This is a genomic window from Micromonospora sp. NPDC047074, from assembly GCF_040643815.1.
Lineage (GTDB): Bacteria > Actinomycetota > Actinomycetes > Mycobacteriales > Micromonosporaceae > Micromonospora.
In genome coordinates this window covers 1-18,872 of sequence record NZ_JBEYVB010000047.1, presented here as the reverse complement: position 1 = coordinate 18,872, position 18,872 = coordinate 1, and the positions used below count along the sequence as shown (strand labels likewise).

At 73.7% G+C, this 18,872-nt stretch carries 15 protein-coding genes; all 15 read right to left on the bottom strand.

Annotation, left to right across the window (positions count from 1 at the left end; genetic code table 11):
- Window positions 1-146: 146 nt before the first annotated feature.
- On the bottom strand, window positions 147-1,409 hold the full coding sequence (locus ABZ809_RS30965) for a hypothetical protein (protein ID WP_357566175.1): 1,263 nt from the start codon (window positions 1,407-1,409) through the stop codon (window positions 147-149).
- The gene (locus ABZ809_RS30960) at window positions 1,406-2,308 is read right to left on the bottom strand and encodes a sulfotransferase domain-containing protein (protein ID WP_357566174.1); all 903 of its coding nucleotides are present in this window, start codon (window positions 2,306-2,308) and stop codon (window positions 1,406-1,408) included. Before ABZ809_RS30960 ends, ABZ809_RS30965 begins: the two co-directional genes overlap by 4 nt.
- An 8-nt stretch (window positions 2,309-2,316) precedes the next feature.
- Window positions 2,317-3,984 carry a lipopolysaccharide biosynthesis protein gene (locus tag ABZ809_RS30955; protein WP_357566173.1) on the bottom strand — a complete coding sequence of 556 codons (1,668 nt, stop codon included), beginning with the start codon at window positions 3,982-3,984 and terminating at the stop codon, window positions 2,317-2,319.
- Window positions 3,981-5,336 (bottom strand): O-antigen ligase family protein, encoded by a 1,356-nt coding sequence (locus tag ABZ809_RS30950; RefSeq protein WP_357566172.1) that lies wholly within the window; start codon window positions 5,334-5,336, stop codon window positions 3,981-3,983. Before ABZ809_RS30950 ends, ABZ809_RS30955 begins: the two co-directional genes overlap by 4 nt.
- Before the next feature lie 2 nt (window positions 5,337-5,338).
- Window positions 5,339-6,946, bottom strand: a complete 1,608-nt coding sequence (locus tag ABZ809_RS30945) for a lipopolysaccharide biosynthesis protein (RefSeq protein WP_357566171.1) — start codon at window positions 6,944-6,946, stop codon at window positions 5,339-5,341.
- Window positions 6,939-7,490, bottom strand: a complete 552-nt coding sequence (locus ABZ809_RS30940; protein WP_357566170.1) for an acyltransferase — start codon at window positions 7,488-7,490, stop codon at window positions 6,939-6,941. The genes ABZ809_RS30945 and ABZ809_RS30940 overlap by 8 nt, the downstream gene beginning before the upstream one ends.
- Window positions 7,491-7,584: 94 nt before the next feature.
- Window positions 7,585-9,513: a hypothetical protein gene (locus tag ABZ809_RS30935; RefSeq protein WP_357566199.1), complete on the bottom strand. Its 1,929-nt coding sequence runs from the start codon at window positions 9,511-9,513 to the stop codon at window positions 7,585-7,587.
- Between the two features lie 228 nt (window positions 9,514-9,741).
- A complete protein-coding gene (locus ABZ809_RS30930; protein ID WP_357566169.1) occupies window positions 9,742-11,442 on the bottom strand; it encodes a glycosyl hydrolase in 1,701 nt (566 codons plus the stop codon).
- 154 nt (window positions 11,443-11,596) lie between these two features.
- A complete protein-coding gene (locus tag ABZ809_RS30925; RefSeq protein ID WP_357566168.1) occupies window positions 11,597-12,424 on the bottom strand; it encodes a shikimate dehydrogenase in 828 nt (275 codons plus the stop codon).
- The gene (mltG, locus tag ABZ809_RS30920) at window positions 12,424-13,626 is read right to left on the bottom strand and encodes an endolytic transglycosylase MltG (protein WP_357566167.1); all 1,203 of its coding nucleotides are present in this window, start codon (window positions 13,624-13,626) and stop codon (window positions 12,424-12,426) included. The genes ABZ809_RS30925 and mltG overlap by 1 nt, the downstream gene beginning before the upstream one ends.
- Complete coding sequence (gene ruvX / locus ABZ809_RS30915; protein ID WP_357566166.1) at window positions 13,626-14,084, bottom strand: Holliday junction resolvase RuvX; 459 nt, start codon at window positions 14,082-14,084, stop codon at window positions 13,626-13,628. The genes mltG and ruvX overlap by 1 nt, the downstream gene beginning before the upstream one ends.
- A gap of 72 nt (window positions 14,085-14,156) precedes the next feature.
- Window positions 14,157-16,835, bottom strand: coding sequence for an alanine--tRNA ligase (gene alaS, locus ABZ809_RS30910; protein ID WP_357566165.1), 2,679 nt, complete (start codon window positions 16,833-16,835; stop codon window positions 14,157-14,159).
- Window positions 16,832-17,137 carry a hypothetical protein gene (locus tag ABZ809_RS30905; protein WP_357566164.1) on the bottom strand — a complete coding sequence of 102 codons (306 nt, stop codon included), beginning with the start codon at window positions 17,135-17,137 and terminating at the stop codon, window positions 16,832-16,834. Before ABZ809_RS30905 ends, alaS begins: the two co-directional genes overlap by 4 nt.
- 27 nt (window positions 17,138-17,164) lie before the next feature.
- A complete protein-coding gene (locus ABZ809_RS30900) occupies window positions 17,165-17,626 on the bottom strand; it encodes a DUF948 domain-containing protein (RefSeq protein ID WP_357566163.1) in 462 nt (153 codons plus the stop codon).
- Between the two features lie 148 nt (window positions 17,627-17,774).
- Window positions 17,775-18,398 (bottom strand): hypothetical protein, encoded by a 624-nt coding sequence (locus ABZ809_RS30895; protein ID WP_357566198.1) that lies wholly within the window; start codon window positions 18,396-18,398, stop codon window positions 17,775-17,777.
- Window positions 18,399-18,872 lie beyond the last annotated feature (474 nt).

The following is an 18,872-nucleotide window of genomic DNA, read 5'->3' as shown; positions in this document are numbered from 1 at the left end:
GGTGACCGGTCGACAAGTCGATCTCCGCGGGTGGCGGATCGGGCACGTCGGGCCGATCGCCGACATCGACGATCGTCACGACCTGGAGTTTCGTCGTCACCGTCCGGAGCCGACGGCGGACCGTGCGCCTCGGCGTTTCGGGCGGATCAGCCGCTATGTCGTTTCTCGATGACGTCCAGCAGGGCGGGATGCAGCGCGGCGTTCCACCCCGCACCGGCGTCGGCGAGCCGCCAGGTGCGCAGCCACATCTCCAGCAGGTAGGCGTCGGCCACCAGCCGCCGGGCCGCCGGGCCGAGACCCAGCCCCGCGCCGTACCGGTCGAGGTGGGCGTCGACGGCTCGCGCCGCCGCGGCGGCCGGCTCGCCCCGCAGCACCAGGGCCCGCTGGAACGCGTCGTGCGCCAGGTCGAAGCCGAGCGGCACGTCCGGCCCGCTGTGCTCCCAGTCCCAGGCGACCAGGCGGCCGGCGTGCACGCCGAGGTTCCAGGGCACCCAGTCGCCGTGCCAGTGCCCGAACTCGACAGTCGTGTCGCCGTGCCCGGCCGTCAACGCGGCCACGGCGGCGACGGCCCGGGCCCCGTCCGGCGTACCGGCGGCGGCGCGGCCGGCCTCGGCGGCGAGCCGCGCCGCGAACGTCGACCCGGCCAGCGGGCGCGGCGGTGCCGGTGGGCGGCCCCGGCGGGCCACCGCGAGCAGCGCGTCGACCCGCGGCGGTTCGCCGGCGGACACCCCGCGCACCGCCGGCGGCAGCGGCTCGACGAGCGCGACCACCTGCCCCGCGTCGGCCTCCTCGGCGAGCAGCCGGGGCGCCGCCGGGTGGTGGGGCGCGCCGGTCGCCCTGGGCAGCTCGCGCAGGGCCGCCGCCTCGGCGGTCACCAGCGCCCGGGTCGCCCCGTTCCAGCCGATCTTCGCGTAACCGAGGGCCCGGCCGTCCGGGGCGAACAGTTGCAGGGTCGGCTTGTGGTTCGGATCGGGCGGGCGGACCCCGCAGGCCGCGTACACCGACGCCGCGCCGAGGGTGGCGCCCAGCCGACCGGCCAGCAGCACCTCACCGGCCGCGACCCCCTCGGGCAGCGCCACGGTGAGCCGGGGGAACGGGGCCAGGTCGACCGCCCCGACCCGGGCCAGCGCGCCGAGCGCCGCCCGCACCGCCCGCACCTTCGGCGGCCGCAGCGCGTTGTACGACAGCAGCGAGGCGGCCGTGGCCCGGGGCGCGCCGAGCGGGAGCAGGAACCTGGCCCGGGCCAGCGACGGGACGACCGCGTACCGGGCGACGGCGCGGTGGCCGGGCGGCGGCGGAGCGCCCACCGTCAACGCGATCCGCTCGTCGCCGAACACCGCCCGGGTGACCCAGCCGAGCCCGTCGTCCCGGGACCGGGGGTCGGCGGGAACGGTTGCCGGCGTCGTCACGCGGCCCGGTCCGGCCAGTCGAGGTCCAGCCCCAGCCGCTGCCGCAACGCGTCGTTGTACGGGCGGTAGTACGCGGTCAGCTCGGCGCGCACCGCCGGCTCCAGCGGGGCCGAACGGCGGTCGTTGTAGACCTTGAAGTCGGGCAGCTCGTGCGGGGGCAGGCCGAGGAAGTCCAGCGTCCGGCGGTAGGTGGACCGGGCGTCGCGGTAGAGGTCCTCGCTGGGCAGGAAGAGGATCTGCCGGCGGTCGAACCGCTCCAGCCACGGCTGGAGGTGCTCCAGGTAGCGGCCCCGGGCCCGGTACGTGTACCAGTCGTACGGCTCGCTGAAGTGCTCCGGCTCGGCGATCAGCCGGTCCCGCTCCCCCGCCGTCCGTTCGTCCTCGGCGGCCAGCGCGGCGGCGAAGTCGAGCGGCTCGATGCCGTGCGTCCGCCGCTCCTTCCAGTGCGAGTACGCCCGCTCGACCGGATCGCGCAGCAGCACGATCAGCCGCACCGAGGGCATCAGCGCGGCGACCCGCTGCGCCGCGAGGGGGTGGAACATGTAGAGCGGTGCCGCCTCGCCGACGCGTACCGGCCCGCCGTGCCGCTTCTCCAGCGCCTCCCGCTGGCGGTGCGTCGGGAAGTGCGACCGGTACCAGGCCTCGCCGCGGCGCCAGTGCTCCTCGAAGTAGTGCGAGGACTTGGTGTTCCAGGCCGGAAAGAGCCGGGGCACGAGCGGGTGCTGGATGAGGTAGTTCCACAGCGAGGTGGTGCCGCCCCGCTTGGTGCCGATGATGAGGAAGTCCGGCAGCGGTCGCCGGTCGCTGGTGCGCACCCCGTACTCGACCAGGGACTCCTTCACCCGGTCTGTCACCTGGGTCGGGACGAGCTGCTTCACCCGGTCACGGATGGACGACACTGCGGACCTCACCTGCCCTTCGGTTCCTCCGGGACGGGCCCGGCGGCCGCCGGGGCCGCCCCCTGCCCGCCCCGGACCTGCACCATGGTCACCCGGATGCGGCGCCGCACCCGGGGCAACGTCAACAAGCCGACGCAGCCGGCGGCCAGCACGCCCACGGCCACCACGAGGCCACCGATCCCCCGGCCGCCGGCCAGCACGCCGACCGCCGCCGCGGCGCCGACCCCGACGACGGTGGCCGCCGCGGCGCGCAGCATCGCCGCGTCGACCAGCGGCTGGCCGACCACGACCCGGGCGCAGGCGACCGCGGTCAGGTTCTCGGTGGCGATGCCGACCGCCCAGGCCACCGCCGCCCCGGTGGCGCCGTGCCCCGGGATCAGCCACAGACCGAGGGAGACGGTGACCAGCAGCCCGGCCAGCGTGGCCGCCAGGTGCAGCCCGCTGCGCCCGCCCATCAACAGCATGCTCTGCACGTTGCCGACCCCGGTGTTGACCAGCATGGCCAGCGCGAGCACCGTCATCGCGGGAGCGCCGGCGGTGAACTCGGGCCCGAAGAGCTGGAGGAAGGCCAGCCCGAAGACGGCGAGCAGCAGGTAGACCGGCCAGGACAGCACCAGCCCCCACGTGGTCAACTGCCGGTGCACGGCTGCCGCGGCGGCCCGCTCCCCCCGCCCGAGCAGCCGGGACAGCTGCGGCGACACCGCCACCCGGAGCCCCTGCATGGCCAGTTGGCCGGCGAGGATGTAGCGGCCGACGGCGCCGAACACCCCCGCGTCGGCGGGCCCGGCGAGCACCGACGTGAGCAGCACCCCCACCCACATGTTGCCGGCGTCGATCGCCGCCGACGCGGCCCTGGGCAGCGCGAAGCGCCAGAACGCCGACCAGTCGCCCCGCCCGGGCCGCAGCGCCGCGCCCCGACCGACCCCGAGCGGGCCGGCGACCAGCGTCAGGCAGGCCAGCAGGGCGAGCGCCGCCGGCACCAGCCAGCCGGTCATGCCGGCCAGCAGGCCGCCGCCGGCCAGGGCCGCCGCGCCGACCAGCACCGGCCGCGCGACCGGGAGCAGGAAGAACTGCACCCCGACGTACGCCCGGATGGGGCGTACGCAGCGCAGCGCGGCGAGCAGCAGGGTCATCGCCACCACCACCGGCACCGCGGCGAAGCTGACCGCCAGCAGGGCCGTGCCGTCGACGCCGGCGCCGCCGAGCAGGCGCGGTGCGAGCGCGTCGGCGGCGAGCGCCCCGCCCACGGCGACGGCGACCGCCACCAGCAGCGGCGGGGCCAGCGCCACCGGAAGCACCCGGGCGGCGTCTCCCCGGGCGCCGAGGCGCCGGCGGGGCAGCGCCCACATGAGCCCGGTCTCCGCGCCGAGGGTGCACACGGCGGTGGCGACGGTCACCACCCCGATCGCAGCGAAGAAGGCGCCGGAGCCGACCGTGCCGTAGCCACGGGTGATCACGACCGCGAGCAGGAAGCCGAAGAGCCCGCTGGTGGCCGCCCCGATCAGCCCGGCGACACCGCTGCGCACGCTGCGCCGGGTCTCCGTGTCGTCGGCCGGCCGGTCGGCTCCCGGCGAGCCGCCAGTCGCCGGCCCGGTCGTCGGCGCGGCCGTGGCCGCCGGCCCGGTCGGCGGGGAGGCCGGGGTCGGCCCCGGCGGCGGGCTCGTGGCGGCGGTCATGCGGGCACCACCGCGGTGCGCGGGAGGAGGCGGCGGTACCGCTGGGCCGCCGCCTCCCGCTCGGTGAGCGCCATCGCGAAGGCGACCGCGAAGAAGGCGACCGCGAGGTTCTGGTTGGCCATGCCGTAGAAGGGGATCTGCACCAGGCAGACGACCGGCACCACGGCCAGCCACTGCCCGGCGGCCGACGTCGCCCGGGCGCAGATCAGCGCGGCGACCACGAACCAGGCGAGGAAGCACAACAGCGCGGGTACGCCGTGGCTGAACAGCACCATCCACAGCTGCCCCTGGGTGCCGATCGGGGCCTGGGCGCTGACCGTGTCGACGTTCACCGGCGCGCCGTAGCCGAGCCACGGCGACTCCCGCACCCGGCGGATCACCTCCAGGTAGAGGGAGAGCCGGTCGGTGTTGGTGTCGCTGGATTCGACCCGGTTGCCGATGAGCTCGGCGACGGGGATGAACAGGGTGGTGAGGCCGCCGATGACCACCACGCCGACGATCGACGCCGCCACCCGGACGTTGCCGCGCAGGGCGGCCCGGACGCCGAGCACGGCCAGCCCGGCGCCGAGGCTGAGGAACATCGCCCGGTTGAGCGTGAGGAAGGCCGGGGCCAGCGACAGCGGCAGCGAGGCCAGCAGCGCCCAGCGCAGCACGCCGCGCCGGCGCAGCATGGTGAAGGCCACCACGCAGGGCAGGGTCATCGCGTACGCGCTGCCGTAGTTGTTGGTGTACGCGAACGGCGCCGCCGGCCGGTAGATCGGGTTCAGCGACCGGGCGCTGTACTCCGCGGTGGTCAGGTGGACCATGTCGTGGATGAACGGGGTGCGGGCCACCCCGCCCGGCAGCAGCACCTCCATCGGGGTGGTCAGCGCGAACCGGGGCGCGAGCACGCTCAGCCAGCCCAACGCGACCAGGGCGAACCAGAAGGCGCAGAGCGGGACGAGCACCGCGGCCTGGTCGGGGCGCTCCCGGGCGACCGCGTAGACGTAGACGCCGACCACCAGCGCGGTGAGGTAGAAGGCGAACCGCAGGGCGAACGTCAGCATCGAGGCCGGCGTCTGGAGCTGGGTGGCGCTGAGCACCACGACGGCCAGGAAGAGCAGCCAGATCCCGGCGGCCGGGGGCAGCGGCACCCGCCCCCGGATGACGAGCAGCGCGAACAGCAGCGCCCCGAGCAGGGGCCACCCGAGGTAGAACGCGCCGGCCAGCCACCACACCGGCACCAGACCGAACATCAACGCCAGCGGCCAGAGCGGCAGCCGGGGCGGGGACGGCGGCTGCGGCAGGGCCGCGGGGGCGCCGTCCGGGCCGCCGGCCGGCTCGCTCGTGGCCGGCGCGCGGGTGACCGGCACGGTCAGCCTCGGCCGCTGCGGGTCAGCACGAATCCGATCGGGGTGACCCCGGCGGCGCGCAGCCGCTCCACGAGCCGGCGCAGGTCGCCCTGCCGGGTGCGGTCCTGCTCGACCACCACGACCGCGGTGCCCTGCCGGGCGACGGCGACACCGCGCTCGTCGGACTCGGCTGGCGGGGCGTTGAACAGCACCAGGCCGTGGTCGGCGCCCTGCCGCCAGGTGCCGAAGCGGACGCTGCCCGCGCCCACGGTCACCGGGTCGGTGGCGGTCACCCGGCCGTTGCCGGCGGCCGCGCCGGAGGAGACCCGGGGCAGGGTCACGGTCGCGTCGGGGTCGGTGGAGGGGCGGGCGCCGATCGGGTGCGGCGACGGGCGGCGGGCTGCCGCCGGCTCCGGGGTGCCGGCGGCGTCCGTCGTCGAGCCGGCCGGCCGGGGCTTCGGGACGGCCGGGCGGGACGGGTCGGCCGCCGCGGGCAGCCGTTCCCGGTCGGCGAGCACGTTGCCGCGCAGCCGCTCGGCACGGCCGCTGTCGTCGGCGACGAAGACCTCCCGGCCGACGGCCGCCAGGGCCACCGCCAGCCCGGCGGTGATGGCCGTCGGATCCTCTTCGCGGGCGGTCAGCAGCGACACCCGGGCCGGCTGGCGCACCCGCTCGGCGATGGCCATCGCCACGTACCGGATGTCCGCGTCGACCGCTTCCTTGCGGCCGCGCCACCGGCGGCTGCGGACCGTGCCCAGCAGCGGCATCCCCGTGGCGTCCCGGCCGTCGTCGACGGACCGGATCCGCCGGTCGACCGACTCCCAGGCGTACGCCAGCACCACGCCGAGCAGCGTCCCGCCGAGCAGGCCGGCGAGCACGATGAGCGGGCCGTTGCCGGCGGAGGAGGCCAGGGCCCGCTCGGCGGTCTGGGTGACCCAGCCGGGGTTGACGTCGACCGCCGCGATCTCGGTACGCGCGGCGTTGAGCTGGGTGAGCTGGTTGTTGATTCCCGCGAGCTCGGTCACCGCGGCGTCGACGGCGCCCTCCCGGGCGTTGTTGACCCGCTTCTGGAGTGCGGCCTGCTGGATGGCGACCTTGGCGATGCTCTCGTCGTACGAGCGCAGCATCTCCGCCCGCTGCTTCTCGTACATCGCCCGGCGCACGTCGATGTAGGCCTGGGCGGCGAGGTTGACGCCGTCGACCGCCTGCTCGGCGGTGGGGGCCTGGTAGACGAAGCGGAGGATCTGCCCGCCGGTGGGCACCTCCACCTCCAGGGCGTCGCGCACCGCGCGCGGGTCGAGCCCGCCCGAGTCGGCCAGCCGCTGCACCACGTCGGTGCCGGTGGCGATGCCGCTCTCCACGTTCATGTTGACCGCCCGGTCGGCGTTGGCCCCGCTGGGGGTGAACGCGTCGGTGACGACGGGGCGGACGGCCACGACCGCGCTCGCGCTCACGGCGGTGGGGACGAGGAGCACGTAGCCCACCGCCGCGACCAGCCCGACCGCGGCGGTGCCGGCGACCAGCCGGATCCGGTGCAGCGGGACGCGCAGCAGGTCGGTAAGCGTGACGGTGCGGCTCGGGGGGCCACCGGGCGCGTCGGTGGGCCAGGAGCCGGGAGTCGTGTCAGTCATGGAACTTCTTCACCGTCTGTTGTGGATTTCCAGCGACCACGACCCGCGGCGGCACGTCCGTACGGACGACCGTGGCGGCGCCGACGACGCTGTCCCGGCCGATCCGCACGCCCTTCATCACCAGGGCGTGCGCCCCGATCCACACGTTCTCCTCGATCGTGATCGGGGCGCGGGTGGCCGGGACGGGCGGGTCGTGCCGCTGGTCGGGCGGCAGGTTGTGGAAGTCGTTGTCCAGCACTTCGCAGTCGGAGAGCAGGCACCGGTCGCCGATCGTGACCGACGTCCAGGTGCCGATCCAGGTGGCGTTCAGCAGGCAGTCCGCGCCGACCCGCACCTCGCCGGGACCGGCGAAGCGGACCAGCTTGTTGATCCGGGTGCGGTCACCGATGCTCACCCGGACGCCCCGACGCAGCCGGATCCGGCCGCGGATCTCCACGCCCCGGCCCAGTGTCAGCCGGGGATAACGCAGCGTGTACCAGCCGCGCTTGACCGCGAAGACGGCCCGCACCGCGAGCCCTCGGCGGTTGCCACCCGCGCCGACCAACGACCCTCCCCAAGTCGTGCGGGCCGGCGACAGTTGATCCATCGCCGGCCCAACATGAACAATCTACCGATGCTCCGTCACGATCGGTGCACCGTCACTGTACGGAGAAGAAGGTCGATGGCGTGGACCACGTCACGCCGGCCGCCGCCGGGACCACCGTCGCCGCCGCCCCGTTGACCGCCGGGGCGGTCGTCGGGTCGAACGGCGCGCTGCGCAGCGTCCCGTCGGTGGCACCGTACACGATCCGGCCGCCGACCCACGCCATGCCCCGCACGGCGGACCAGGTGACCCCGGTGGTGGGCAGGGTGAACTCGGTGGCGCCGAGGTAGTTGCCGTCGATCTCGAAGTAGCGGTAGTAGAGGGCGTTGGCGCCGGTCCGGGTGTAGTAGAGGCGGCCGTCGAGGTAGAACGCGCCGGTCATCGCCGCCGCGTTGAACCAGTCGTTGTAGCCGGACGCCTCCCACGGCGCGCCGATCGCGCCGCCGTTGAACAGCGAGATGTCGATCCGGCTGCCGGTCGGGGTGCCGGCGACGGTGTGCGACCAGTAGATCCGGTCGGCCACCCGCCAGGTCGCGCCGGCCCCGGTGTAGTTGGGCTGGCTGACCGTGGTCGGGGTGCCGAGGCTGGTGCCGTCGAACGGCACCTTGGCCACCTCGCCGGCCCCGGTGCCGACGTAGAGGTTGCCGCTGGTCGCGGTCGGCGCGTTCTTCGGGGTGATGGTGCGCCCGCCGGTCAGCGGGAACATGCCGAGCCGGCCGTGGTACTCGTTGCCCATGCCGTCGGAGTTGTGGCCGAAGTAGAGGCCGTCGCTGCCGCGCCAGAGCACCGGCACCGAGGAGCCCCAGTTGCTGGTGCCGGCCGGCATCGACGCGCTGCCGCTGCGGCGGGGGTTCCAGTTGACCGGCAGGCCGGTGGCCGGGGTGACCGCGGCGATGCCGAGGCGGTCGATCGCGCCGTTGCCCGCGGTGTCGCTGGCGTTCGGGTTGTTCAGCCAGCGGAAGTGCCCGCCGAGGTAGATGACGTTGTCCGCGACCTCGACCGAGGTGATGGTGTCGTTGCCGGTGTAGTCGACCCAGGTGCCGAGCTGACCGGCGCCCTGTGCGGCGGTCTCGAACCGCACCAGCGCGTCGCAGTAGGCGGCCGGCCAGCCCGAGCCGCCGTTGGTGCCGACGACGAACCAACTGCCGTCGGCGCCGAACTTGACGTCCTGCACGTAGTGCACGAAGGTCGCCGGGGACGCGCACGGCGGGACGAACTTCTCCGTGCTCCAGTCCCGCACCGTCGGGGTGCCCGAGAGGTCGACAAGCGCCATCTGGTTGCGCGGCAGGTCGTTGACGTAGAGGAAGTTGCCGCCGACGGCCAGGGTGTCGCCGGCCGGGGAGACGTCGATGGTCCACACGTACGACGTGGTGCTGTGCCGCCCGACGGTCGCGTTGACGTTGAAGGTCGGGTCGATCGCGCCGGTGGTGGCGTTGAGCCGGCCGAGGCCGGTGTGCGCGGTGCCGTTGAGCCAGTTGAACGCGCCGGCCACGTAGAGCCAGTTGCCGTGCAGCGCCAGGTCGCGGACGGTGCCGCCGTCGGAGCGGCCGACCCAGCTGTCGACGATCTCGCCCGTGGCCGGGTCGAGCGCCACCAGGTTCCGCCGGGCGACGCCGTTGACGTTCTTGAAGGCGCCGCCGACGATCACCGTGCCGCCCGGCCCGGCGACCAGCGTGTTGACCGCGCCGTCCAGCACGGGCAGGAAGCTGGTCGAGATCGTCCCGGTGACCCGGTCGTACGCGAAGAGGTAGCGCTGGGTCGTCCACGCCGCGCTGGCGGTCTGCCGGATCTGGGTGAAGCTGCCACCGACGTACACCATGGAGCCGACCTGCGCGAAGGCGCGGGTCTCGCCGTCCCTGGCGTGGGGCGTGGCGTCGGCGGGGTTCGCCGAGACCAGGGTCGCCGGTTCGGGAGCCGGCACCACGGCGGCGGAGGTCCCGGTGGGGACGGCCAGCACGGCGGCGGCGGTCAGCAGAGCGACCACCCCCGCCCGGGTGCGGAATCCGGCGGATCGCCGAGAGAGCGGGATTTCGGGCACGCTACGCCTCCATGTCGGGAGAGAACCCGCGTAGCGTGCCTTGCCGACCCTGGGTGGCGATATCCACCGATTGGGCGGTCACCGGATCAGCAAGACGACAGCGCACGCAGGAGGTCGGATGACCGACTCGCCCGAATCGCGCTGCGACCCGCCGCCGCGCCCTCGTCCGAGGTGTCAGCGGCCTCCCCCGGTGGGCTGCCGCAGGTAGCTGTCGCGCCCCGCGCGGGCGAACCCCGCCACCGCCGAGGCGTCGTGGTTCATGGTCATGTCGCAGGTACGCGTCCGGCTGGTCATCCCCGGGGAGTTGAAGTAGATCGCCGCCTTGATCTTCGGGTGTGCCTTCAGCGCCGCCGGGAACTCCTCGAACCAGCGCCGTTTCGCGTCCGGGTCCACGGCGTCGAAGTTGGTGCCGAACTCGGCGAGCATCCGCGGCTTGCCGGCGCCGATCCGGTGTTCGTCCAGCCACCGGTAGAAGCCGCCGACGGTGGTGGCCGGGCTCTTCCACACGGTGCTGCCGTTGCAGACGTGGAAGTTGTACGGGTCGTAGCCCACCCAGTCGACGTACCGGTCGCCGGGGTAGAGGCCGGCGTAGCGGCCGTAGTGGCCGGACCAGCCCATCATCGTCCAGACCCAGACCGCGTTGTCGGCGCCCGCCGCCGCGAACCGGTCGTGCACGTGCCGCCAGGCGCGGACGAAGTCGGCGTCGCTGCCCTTGGCCGGCTCGTCCTCCGGCTCGTGGTCGAAGCCCATGAACACCGGTACGCCGGTGTCCCGGATCCGGCCGGCGACCGCGTCGATGGTGGCGTCGTACCGTCCGCTGTAGACGTCCTGCCAGGTCAGCACCGTGCCGGAGGAGAAGATCCGCGACTCCCAGGCGAAGAACATCAGTCGCCCCTCGCGCATCTGCTGCCGCTGGTAGGCGTCCGGGAAGGCGCCGTTGCTGCCGGAGTTGGAGAAGTCGTGGTAGCGGTGCACGACGTCGAACTTCCGCCCGACCTGCTCCTCCACCCGCGCGACGGCGGCGCCGTGGTCCCACCCGTCGCCCGGCCCGGCCGGGGAGTACATCCCCCACCAGGCGCCGCAGGAGGGCACCAGCAGGTCCGACACCTCGCCGCACCGGCCCGACCCGCTCGCGGGGCTCGCCGTCGGGCTCGGCGCGGGCCGGGTGGGGCTGACGCTCGGCGTCGGCCGGGGCGCGGGGCTCGGCGCGACCGTCGGGCTCGGCGACGGCGCGGCGCTGGTTACCACCGGCGTGGGCCGGGTGGCGACCTCGTAGCTGATCTCCAGACGGGGACGCAGGTCGGGGTCGCGGTTCTCCGTCGACGCCCAGTAGATCCGGGTCTCCAGGCCCGTCTGCGCCAGCGACACCGTCCAGGTGCCGTTGCCCCGCACCAGGGCCGAGACGTCCCACTCGTTGAAGCCCCGCGTGACCGGGGAGACCGTGTCCAGGGCGGCGCCCGGCAGCGCCGGCGTCGGCCGTGCCGCGCGGGCGTCCACCGGGGACGCGTGCGCGGTCACCGTCGCCGGGAACTCCTGCCACGCGTGCACCCGCAGCGTGGCCCGCACGTTGACCGCCGACGCCGGCAGCGTGGTCACCGCGAACTGGACGACCGCCTCCCGGTTGCCCCGGGGGTTGCCGTCACAGCGGGCCGGGCAGGTCGCCAGCGTCGTCTTCGCGCCGTTGTCCCCGTCCTGCGGCACCATGGTCGCGGTGGTGTCCGCGCTCGCCCGGACCGACACGTCGTCGGCGGCCAGCAGCGGCATCGTGGTGGCCACGATGCCGGCGACGACCGTGCTGCCGACCACCCCGAGGATGACGGCCTTGCGCCGTGGGCCGGGGTGCCGGGGGATGCGGTGCAGTCCGTGCCGGGCCAAGGTGAACTCCTTGTGTGTCTGGCGGTGACGGACAGCAGCGTAACCACGGCCACGGCGTGACGTGGGGACGACAGCGGGACGTAAGCGCGTCTTAACCGTCGGCTAAGGATGCCACCGGCGTCCACACGGGACGCTCCGCTGCCCCGGGAGCATCTCAGGCGGCGCGGGCGGCCGCCAGTGCGGCGGCCATCGCGGCCCGGGGCGCGGTGACGCCGGTGAAGTGCTCGAACTGGCCCACCGCCTGGGCCAGGAGCAGGTCGAGCCCGGAGACGATCCGGCAGCCGGCGGCCTGAGCAGAGGCCGCCAGCGGCGTCGGCCACGGGTCGTAGAGCGCGTCGAAGAGCACCGTGCCGGGCCGCCAGTGCGCCACGACGGCCAGCGGGTCGGCGACCCCCTTCGGGACGGTCGAGATCACCAGGTCGGCGCCGAGGTGGGTTGCCGCGTCGTCGTCCCAGGCCGCCGCGCGCATCGGCACGTCGACGGCGCGGGCCACCGGGCGCATCTCCTCGGCCGCCACCGTCCGGCGGGCCACCACGGTCACCGCGCGGGCGCCGAGCTGGCCGGCCGCCGCCACCGCCGCCCGCGCCGTGCCGCCCGCGCCCAGCACGGTCACCGCCGCGCCCGGCCGCACGCCGGCCTCGCCGAGCACCTCGACCATGCCGACCACGTCGGTGTTGTCGGCGTACCAGGAGCCATCGGGCCGGTGCACAAGCGTGTTGGCGGCACCGACGGCCGCGGCGAGCGGCGAGACCTCGGCGGCCACCGCGAGCGCCGCCTCCTTGCCCGGCATGGTCACCGACAGCCCGGCCCACTCCGGGCCCAGGCCGGCGACCACGTCCGGCAGCTCGGCGGCGGCGCACTCGATCCGGGTGTACGACCACCCGGTCAGCCCCGCCGCCGCGTAGCCGGCGTGGTGGATCACCGGGGACAGGGAGTGCGCGATCGGCTTGCCGAGCACCCCCGCCCGCCGTACGGCCGCCATCAGATGATCCCGGCCTCCTTGGCCTTGGCCATGTTCTTCTCGTGTTCCGGGAAGGTCTCGGCGAAGGCCGAGTGACCCTTGTCGTCGATCGCCACGAAGAAGAGCCACTTGCCGGGCGGCGGGTCCATCGCGCCCTCCATGGCCAGCTTGCCCGGGTTGTTGATCGGGGTGGGCACAAGTCCCTTCAGCTTACGGTTGTACGGGTTCTTCGGGTCGTCCAGCTCGGCCGTGGTCATGTCCGCGGACCGCTTGGTCGGCTTCCCGATCGACTCCAGGTAGTAGTTGACCGTGACGTCCATCTCCAGGCAGTTGCAGTTGAAGTCGCCGAACACCCGGTTGTACGCCACCCGGGCGACCTTGCCCAGGTCGTCGGGGTTCCCCGCCTCGGCCTGGGCCAGCGACGCCACGATCAGCGCCTCGTACGGGCTGATGCCGCCGCGCTCCTTCTGCACCCGGTCGGCGAACTGCATTTCCTGGGTGACGCTGAGGAAGTTCTCGACCATCAGCTCGATGATCGACTCGGCGGTCGCCTTCGGCGGGATCTCGTAGGTGTCCGGGTAGAGGAAGCCCTCGATCGACGGCTTGACCTTCTTGTTGTCGGTGCGCTTGAACCACCAGTCCGGTACGCCCCGCGCGATCGGGTCCTTCGCCGCCGCCTCGAAGTCCTTCACCGGGATCTTGGTCTTGTCGGAGAGCAGCTTGTAGACGTTCTTCGCCGTCCGGCCCTCCGGGATGGTGACCCCGTTGACGATCCGGTTCTTCAGGTCGAGCATCGCGGTGACCGCGCTCTCGCCGCTCATCTGCTTGCGCAGCTTGTAGGTGCCCGGCTGGATGTTCTTGCTGCGGGCGTTCCCCTCGGCGGCCTCGATGAACGCCTTGGCGCTCTTCACCACGCCGGCGGTGACCAGCGCGTTGGCCATGTCGGCGATGAGCGCGCCCTGCTTGATCTCGACCGTCACCTCACCGGTGCCCGCGCCGTCGTAGTCGGGGGTGACTAAGTAGCCCTGGATCCGGTCGAAGCCGTAGAAGGCGCCGCCGCCGATCCCGCCCAGCAGGACCAGCGCGAGCAGCAGGGCCAGGAACGTCTTGCCCCGCCCGCCGCCGCCCGAGCGCCCCTGGCGCTTGCGCACGGCGCCGCGCCGGTGCTTGCCCTTCTCCCCCCGGTCCTGCTCGTCGAACCCGAGGTCAAGATCGTCGATCATTACGTCCGCCTCCGCTGCGCGTCCAGCCAGCTCTGCAGAATCTCCACCGCGGCGGCCTGGTCGACCACCGCCCGTTGCCGTTTCCCCCGGATCCCACGCTCGGCAAGCCTACGAGACGCCACGACCGTGGACATCCTCTCGTCGGTCAGCGCCACCGGAACGGGCGCTATTACATCGGCCAGTCGGCCAGCGTACGCCTTCACGTGTACGGCCGCGGGACCGTGCTTGCCGGCGAGATTGACCGGAAGGCCCACGACGACCTCCACCGCCTCGTGCTCGGTCACCAGCGCCGCGAGCGCGGCGATGTCGGCCGGTACCGCGTCCGGAGCCGCGTCGAGGTCGCGGGCGAGGGTCACCAGCGGGGTGGCCAGCACGCCGTGCGGATCGGAGCGGGACACCCCCACCCGGGCCTGCCCGACGTCGACCCCGAGCCGGACACCCAGGGACAACTCACTCACGCGCGACAACTCCCCCTGAACGGCGAACCAGGGCGGACCGCACAGGCCCGCCCTGGTCGCTACGGTCTCGCCTCACGCCTCGGCGATCGCCTTCTCGACCGTGAGGAGCAGGTTCGGCGCCTCGGCGGCCGGCAGGCCGCCGCCCTGGGCCAGGTCGGGGCTGCCCCCGCCGCGCCCGGAGAAGGCCGCCTTGACCAGGTCCGACGCGGCCAGGCCTCGGCTGCGGGCGGCCTGGTTCACCGCGACGACCAGCGAGGCCTTGCCGCCCGCCCGGGCCGCCACCGCGACGACCGCCGGCCGGGCCGGGTCGATCTTGCCGCGGACCTCCTGCGCGAGGGTCCGCACGTCGTTGCCGGCCGCGCCCTCCGGCGCCTCGGTGCCCACGTACGCGACGCCGCGCACGTCCTTGGCCTGCGCCGCGAGCGCCGCCGCGCCGCCGAGCACCAACTGGGCGCGGAGCTTCTCCAACTCCTTCTCGGCGTCGCGCAACTGCGTCACGGTCTGCTCGACCCGGTCGGCGACCTGGTCGTTGGGCACCCGGTACAGCTCGGCGAGCCGGGAGACCAGCAGGTGCTCCCGGGCCAGGAAGTTGAAGGCGTCCATGCCGACCAGCGCCTCGACCCGGCGCACCCCGGAGCCGATCGACGACTCGTTGAGGATCTTGACGAGGCCGAGCTGGCCGGAGCGGGAGACGTGGGTGCCGCCGCACAGCTCCCGGGCGTAGTCGCCGACCTCGACGACCCGCACCTGTTCGCCGTACTTCTCGCCGAACAGCGCCATCGCGCCGATCCGCCGCGCCTCCTCCAGCGAGGTGACGAACGCGTGCACCTCCAGGTCGGCGAGGAGCACCTCGTTGACCTGCTGCTCGACGTCGCGCAGCACGCTCGGCGCGACCCCCGTCGGGGTGTTGAAGTCGAACCGCAGCCGGCCCGGCGCGTTCAGCGAACCGGCCTGGGTGGCGGACTCGCCGAGGAAGTTGCGCATCGTCTGGTGCACCAGGTGGGTCGCGGTGTGCGACCGGGAGATGGCGCGCCGACGGGTGGTGTCGATCTCGGCGAAGCCGGTCTCGCCGGCCCGCACCTCGCCCCGGACCACCCGGGCCCGGTGCACGATCAGGCCGGGCACCGGCTGCTGCACGTCGAGCACCTCGACCTGGCCGCCGGCCACCGTGATCATGCCGAGGTCGGGCTGCTGCCCGCCGCCCTCGGCGTAGAACGGGGTGGCGTCGAGCACCAGCTCGATCGTGTCGCCCTCGATCGCCGCCTGGCGGGCGCCGTCGACGCCGAGCACCGCCCGCACCGTCGATTCCCGGGACACCTCGCCGTAGCCGGTGAACGTGACCGGCCCGCCCGAGTCGAGCACCGCCCGGTAGGCGGACACGTCCGTGTGCCCGGTCTTGCGGGCCTGGGCGTCGGCCTTGGCCCGGGCCCGCTGGTCGGCCATCAACCGGCGGAAGCCCTCGGCGTCGACCGTCAGGCCCTGCTCGGCCGCGATCTCCAACGTCAGGTCGATCGGGAAGCCGTACGTGTCGTGCAGCTGGAACGCCTTCTCGCCGGAGAGCGCCTGCTTGCCCGCGGTGCGGGTCTCCGTGATCGCCGTGTCGAGGATCGTCGTGCCCGCGCGCAACGTCGACAGGAACGCGTCCTCCTCCGCGTACGCGTAGTCCGCGATCCGGTCGAAGTCGGTCGCCAGCTCCGGGTACGACGGCGCCATGCAGTCGCGCGCCACCGGCAACAGCTCCGGCAGCGCCCGCTCCTGCCAGCCCAGCAGCCGCACCGACCGGATCGCCCGGCGCATGATCCGCCGCAGCACGTAGCCCCGGCCCTCGTTGCTCGGGGTCACCCCGTCACCGATCAGCATCAGCGCCGTACGCACGTGGTCGGCGATCACCCGCAGCCGGACGTCGTCCGGGTGCGACTCGCTGGCCACCTGGCCCGATCGGGCGCCGTAGCGCTTGCCGGTCAGCTCGGCGGCCTTGTCGAGGATCGGCCGGACCTCGTCGATCTCGTAGAGGTTGTCGACCCCCTGGAGGATCGACGCCATCCGCTCCAGGCCCATGCCGGTGTCGATGTTCTTCGCCGGCAGGTCACCCAGGATCGGGTAGTCCTCCTTGCTGGTGCCCGGCCCCCGCTCGAACTGCATGAAGACGAGGTTCCAGAACTCCATGTAGCGGTCCTCGTCGACCGCCGGCCCGCCCTCACGCCCGTACTCCGGGCCCCGGTCGTAGAACAGCTCGGAGCACGGCCCGCACGGGCCGGGGATGCCCATCGACCAGAAGTTGTCCGCCTTGCCCCGCCGCACGATCCGCTCCGCCGGCACACCCACCGAGCGCCAGATCCCGAACGCCTCGTCGTCGTCGAGGTAGACCGTCGGCCAGATCCGCTCCGGGTCGAGGCCGAACCCGCCCTGCTCCTGCGACTTGGTGACCAGGTCCCACGCGAGCGGGATCGCCCCGTCCTTGAAGTAGTCACCGAACGAGAAGTTGCCGTTCATCTGGAAGAACGTGCCGTGCCGGCTCGTCTTGCCGACCTCGTCGATGTCCGGCGTACGAATGCACTTCTGCACACTCACCGCCCGCCGGTAGGGCGGAGCCTGCTGTCCCAGGAAGTACGGAACGAACTGCACCATGCCGGCGTTCACGAACAACAGGTTCGGATCACTGATGGCAGGCAGCGGAGCGGACGGCACCACGGTATGCCCGTTCGCCTCGAAGTGGGCGAGGTACCGCCGCTTGATCTCCGCCGTCTTCATCGCTGGTGTTCCTCCGGAAAGATCTCTCGGTCGCCGATGCGCGGGTCCTCCCGCAGCTCGGCGAACTGGTCGTCGAACGCCTCGCCCTGGGCGAACGCCTCGTGAATCTCCTGCTCGCGCTCGGCCATCCCGATCCGGACGTCCTCCACGAAGCTACGCAGCGACTCCGCCAGCCCGCCAGCGGATTCGGTCAACGTGCTGGCGATCCCGGCCGGGGTGTACGACTGCGCGGTCCGGGTGGCCTTGCGGACCACCACCACGCCGACGGCCAGCCCGATGCCGAGCCAGAACAATCGCCTCATCTTCGACGCCCCTCCTGCTCCGGTGGCTCAGCGGTTGCCGCGCTTGGCGGCGCGGCGCTGCTGCTTGATGGTGTCGCGCACCTCGCGCTCCGTCTCGGCGTGCCGGCGCGCGGCGGCGGCCTTGCGGACGCCGTAGCCGAAGGCGGCCACCTTCACCAGCGGGTTCGCGGCGGCGGCGGAGACGACAGTCGCCAGGTTGGCGACGTTGGCGGTGACGTTCTGCGCGTGGCTGGTCATGGTGTCGACCTTGGCGAGCTGGAGGTTGACGCCGTCCAGGGAGGTCTGCACCTGCTCCAGCGCGGTGTTGACGTTCTTCACCGTGGTGTTCACGTCGCCGAGCAGCGGCGCGGTCCGGTCGTTGAGGTCGTTGATCATCCGGGTGGTGGCGTCCACGGTGTGCCGCAGCCGCAGGATGGGCAGCGTCAGGATCAGCACCAGCATCGCGAACGCGATCGCCGCGATCAGCGCCGCGACCTCGAAAAAGCCCACGCCTGTCCTCCTCATGCAGAGTTCCGGGAACCCGACGTTCCCGGAACGCGCGACCGTCAATCCCTCGCCGCCGCCCGGCGACCGGTGGGGCCTGCGGGGGCGGCGGACCCGCCAGCCCCAGACCCTACCGTCCGTGATGGAAACCGGCTCAGGACGGTGAGGGTGTCGGCTCCTGGAGCGGGTCCTCGCTGACCGTCGGGAAGGGATCCTCGCCCGTGAGCGACGGGTCGGTGCTGGGCTGGGGGCGGGTCCGCTCGTCGTCGATCGCGTTGCGGACCTTCACCGACACCAACGAGCCCGAGCACTGCTCCGCAGCGGTCGAGGGGTCGGGCGACGGGACGATCGCCGGCGCCCCGTCCACCGGCGGCGGCACGCAGCTCGGTTCGCGCACCCAGAGGTCGAGGGTCAGCTCGTCCCGGCGCCAGCAGGTGTAGCTCCCCTTCGCCTGTTGCTCGGGGCAGCGGGTCACCTGCCACGGCCGCCAACCGTCGGCGGTCAGCGCCCGCTCGTAGGCCTCGGCCGTCTCCTGCGGCGACCGCTGCGACGAGGCGGTGCGTTCGCGTAGCCGGCAGTCGAGCAGGCACCACCGGCTGCCGCTCACGTCGTCGACGGTCTTCTCCGCCGCCCAGCCCGGCACGTCCAGCGCGTCGAGGGTGTCGAAGACCGGGTCGCGGCTGAGCGTACGGATGCCGAAGTAGAGCGGGACCGCGCCGAGCAGCAGCACGCTGACCAGGGCGAGGACGCCCATCCGCAGCCGCCGCCGTTCGCGCATCTGGCGACGCAGTTCCGACCGCGCGCCGCGCAGTCCGCCCGGGCCGGCAGCGTGGTCGTCCGACTCCGACTCCGACTCCGCCGAGCGGCGCAGCGCCGGTCCGTCCGCCGGCGGATCGGCGGAGGGTACGACCGCCGCGGCGGCCCGGGCCACCACCGGCTCGGCCGGGGCCCCTTGCGGCGGTACGGGCGACACGCCCGACGGGTCCGGCCGCCCGGGCTCACGGTGTGGCGGGACCGCACGACCGGCGGCGCGGTCGTCCGGTCCGGGGCGGGGTGCCGGGGCGGCCGCCCGGGCGATCCCCGGCGGTCCGGAACGGTGGCCCGCCTCGGAGGTCGGATCGGGTCGGTCCCCGTCGCTCCCCGGCCGGGCGGCGCCGGGTGGCGTACCGGGCCGGTTCGGGCCGGGCGGGGTCGCCTGATCGACGTTGGGCGGTAACTCGATCCGCAGACTGATGTTCGCACCCTCGACCGT

What these genes read in the sequence shown, in the direction of transcription:
- ABZ809_RS30955 (WP_357566173.1), bottom strand. Translation starts at nt 3,984, where the DNA reads ATGACCGCCGCCACGAGCCCGCCGCCGGGGCCGACCCCGGCCTCCCCG.
- ABZ809_RS30945 (WP_357566171.1), bottom strand. Translation starts at nt 6,946, where the DNA reads ATGACTGACACGACTCCCGGCTCCTGGCCCACCGACGCGCCCGGTGGC.
- ABZ809_RS30925 (WP_357566168.1), bottom strand. Translation starts at nt 12,424, where the DNA reads ATGGCGGCCGTACGGCGGGCGGGGGTGCTCGGCAAGCCGATCGCGCAC.
- mltG (WP_357566167.1), bottom strand. Translation starts at nt 13,626, where the DNA reads ATGATCGACGATCTTGACCTCGGGTTCGACGAGCAGGACCGGGGGGAG.
- alaS (WP_357566165.1), bottom strand. Translation starts at nt 16,835, where the DNA reads ATGAAGACGGCGGAGATCAAGCGGCGGTACCTCGCCCACTTCGAGGCG.
- ABZ809_RS30905 (WP_357566164.1), bottom strand. Translation starts at nt 17,137, where the DNA reads ATGAGGCGATTGTTCTGGCTCGGCATCGGGCTGGCCGTCGGCGTGGTG.
- ABZ809_RS30895 (WP_357566198.1), bottom strand. Translation starts at nt 18,398, where the DNA reads ATGCGCGAACGGCGGCGGCTGCGGATGGGCGTCCTCGCCCTGGTCAGC.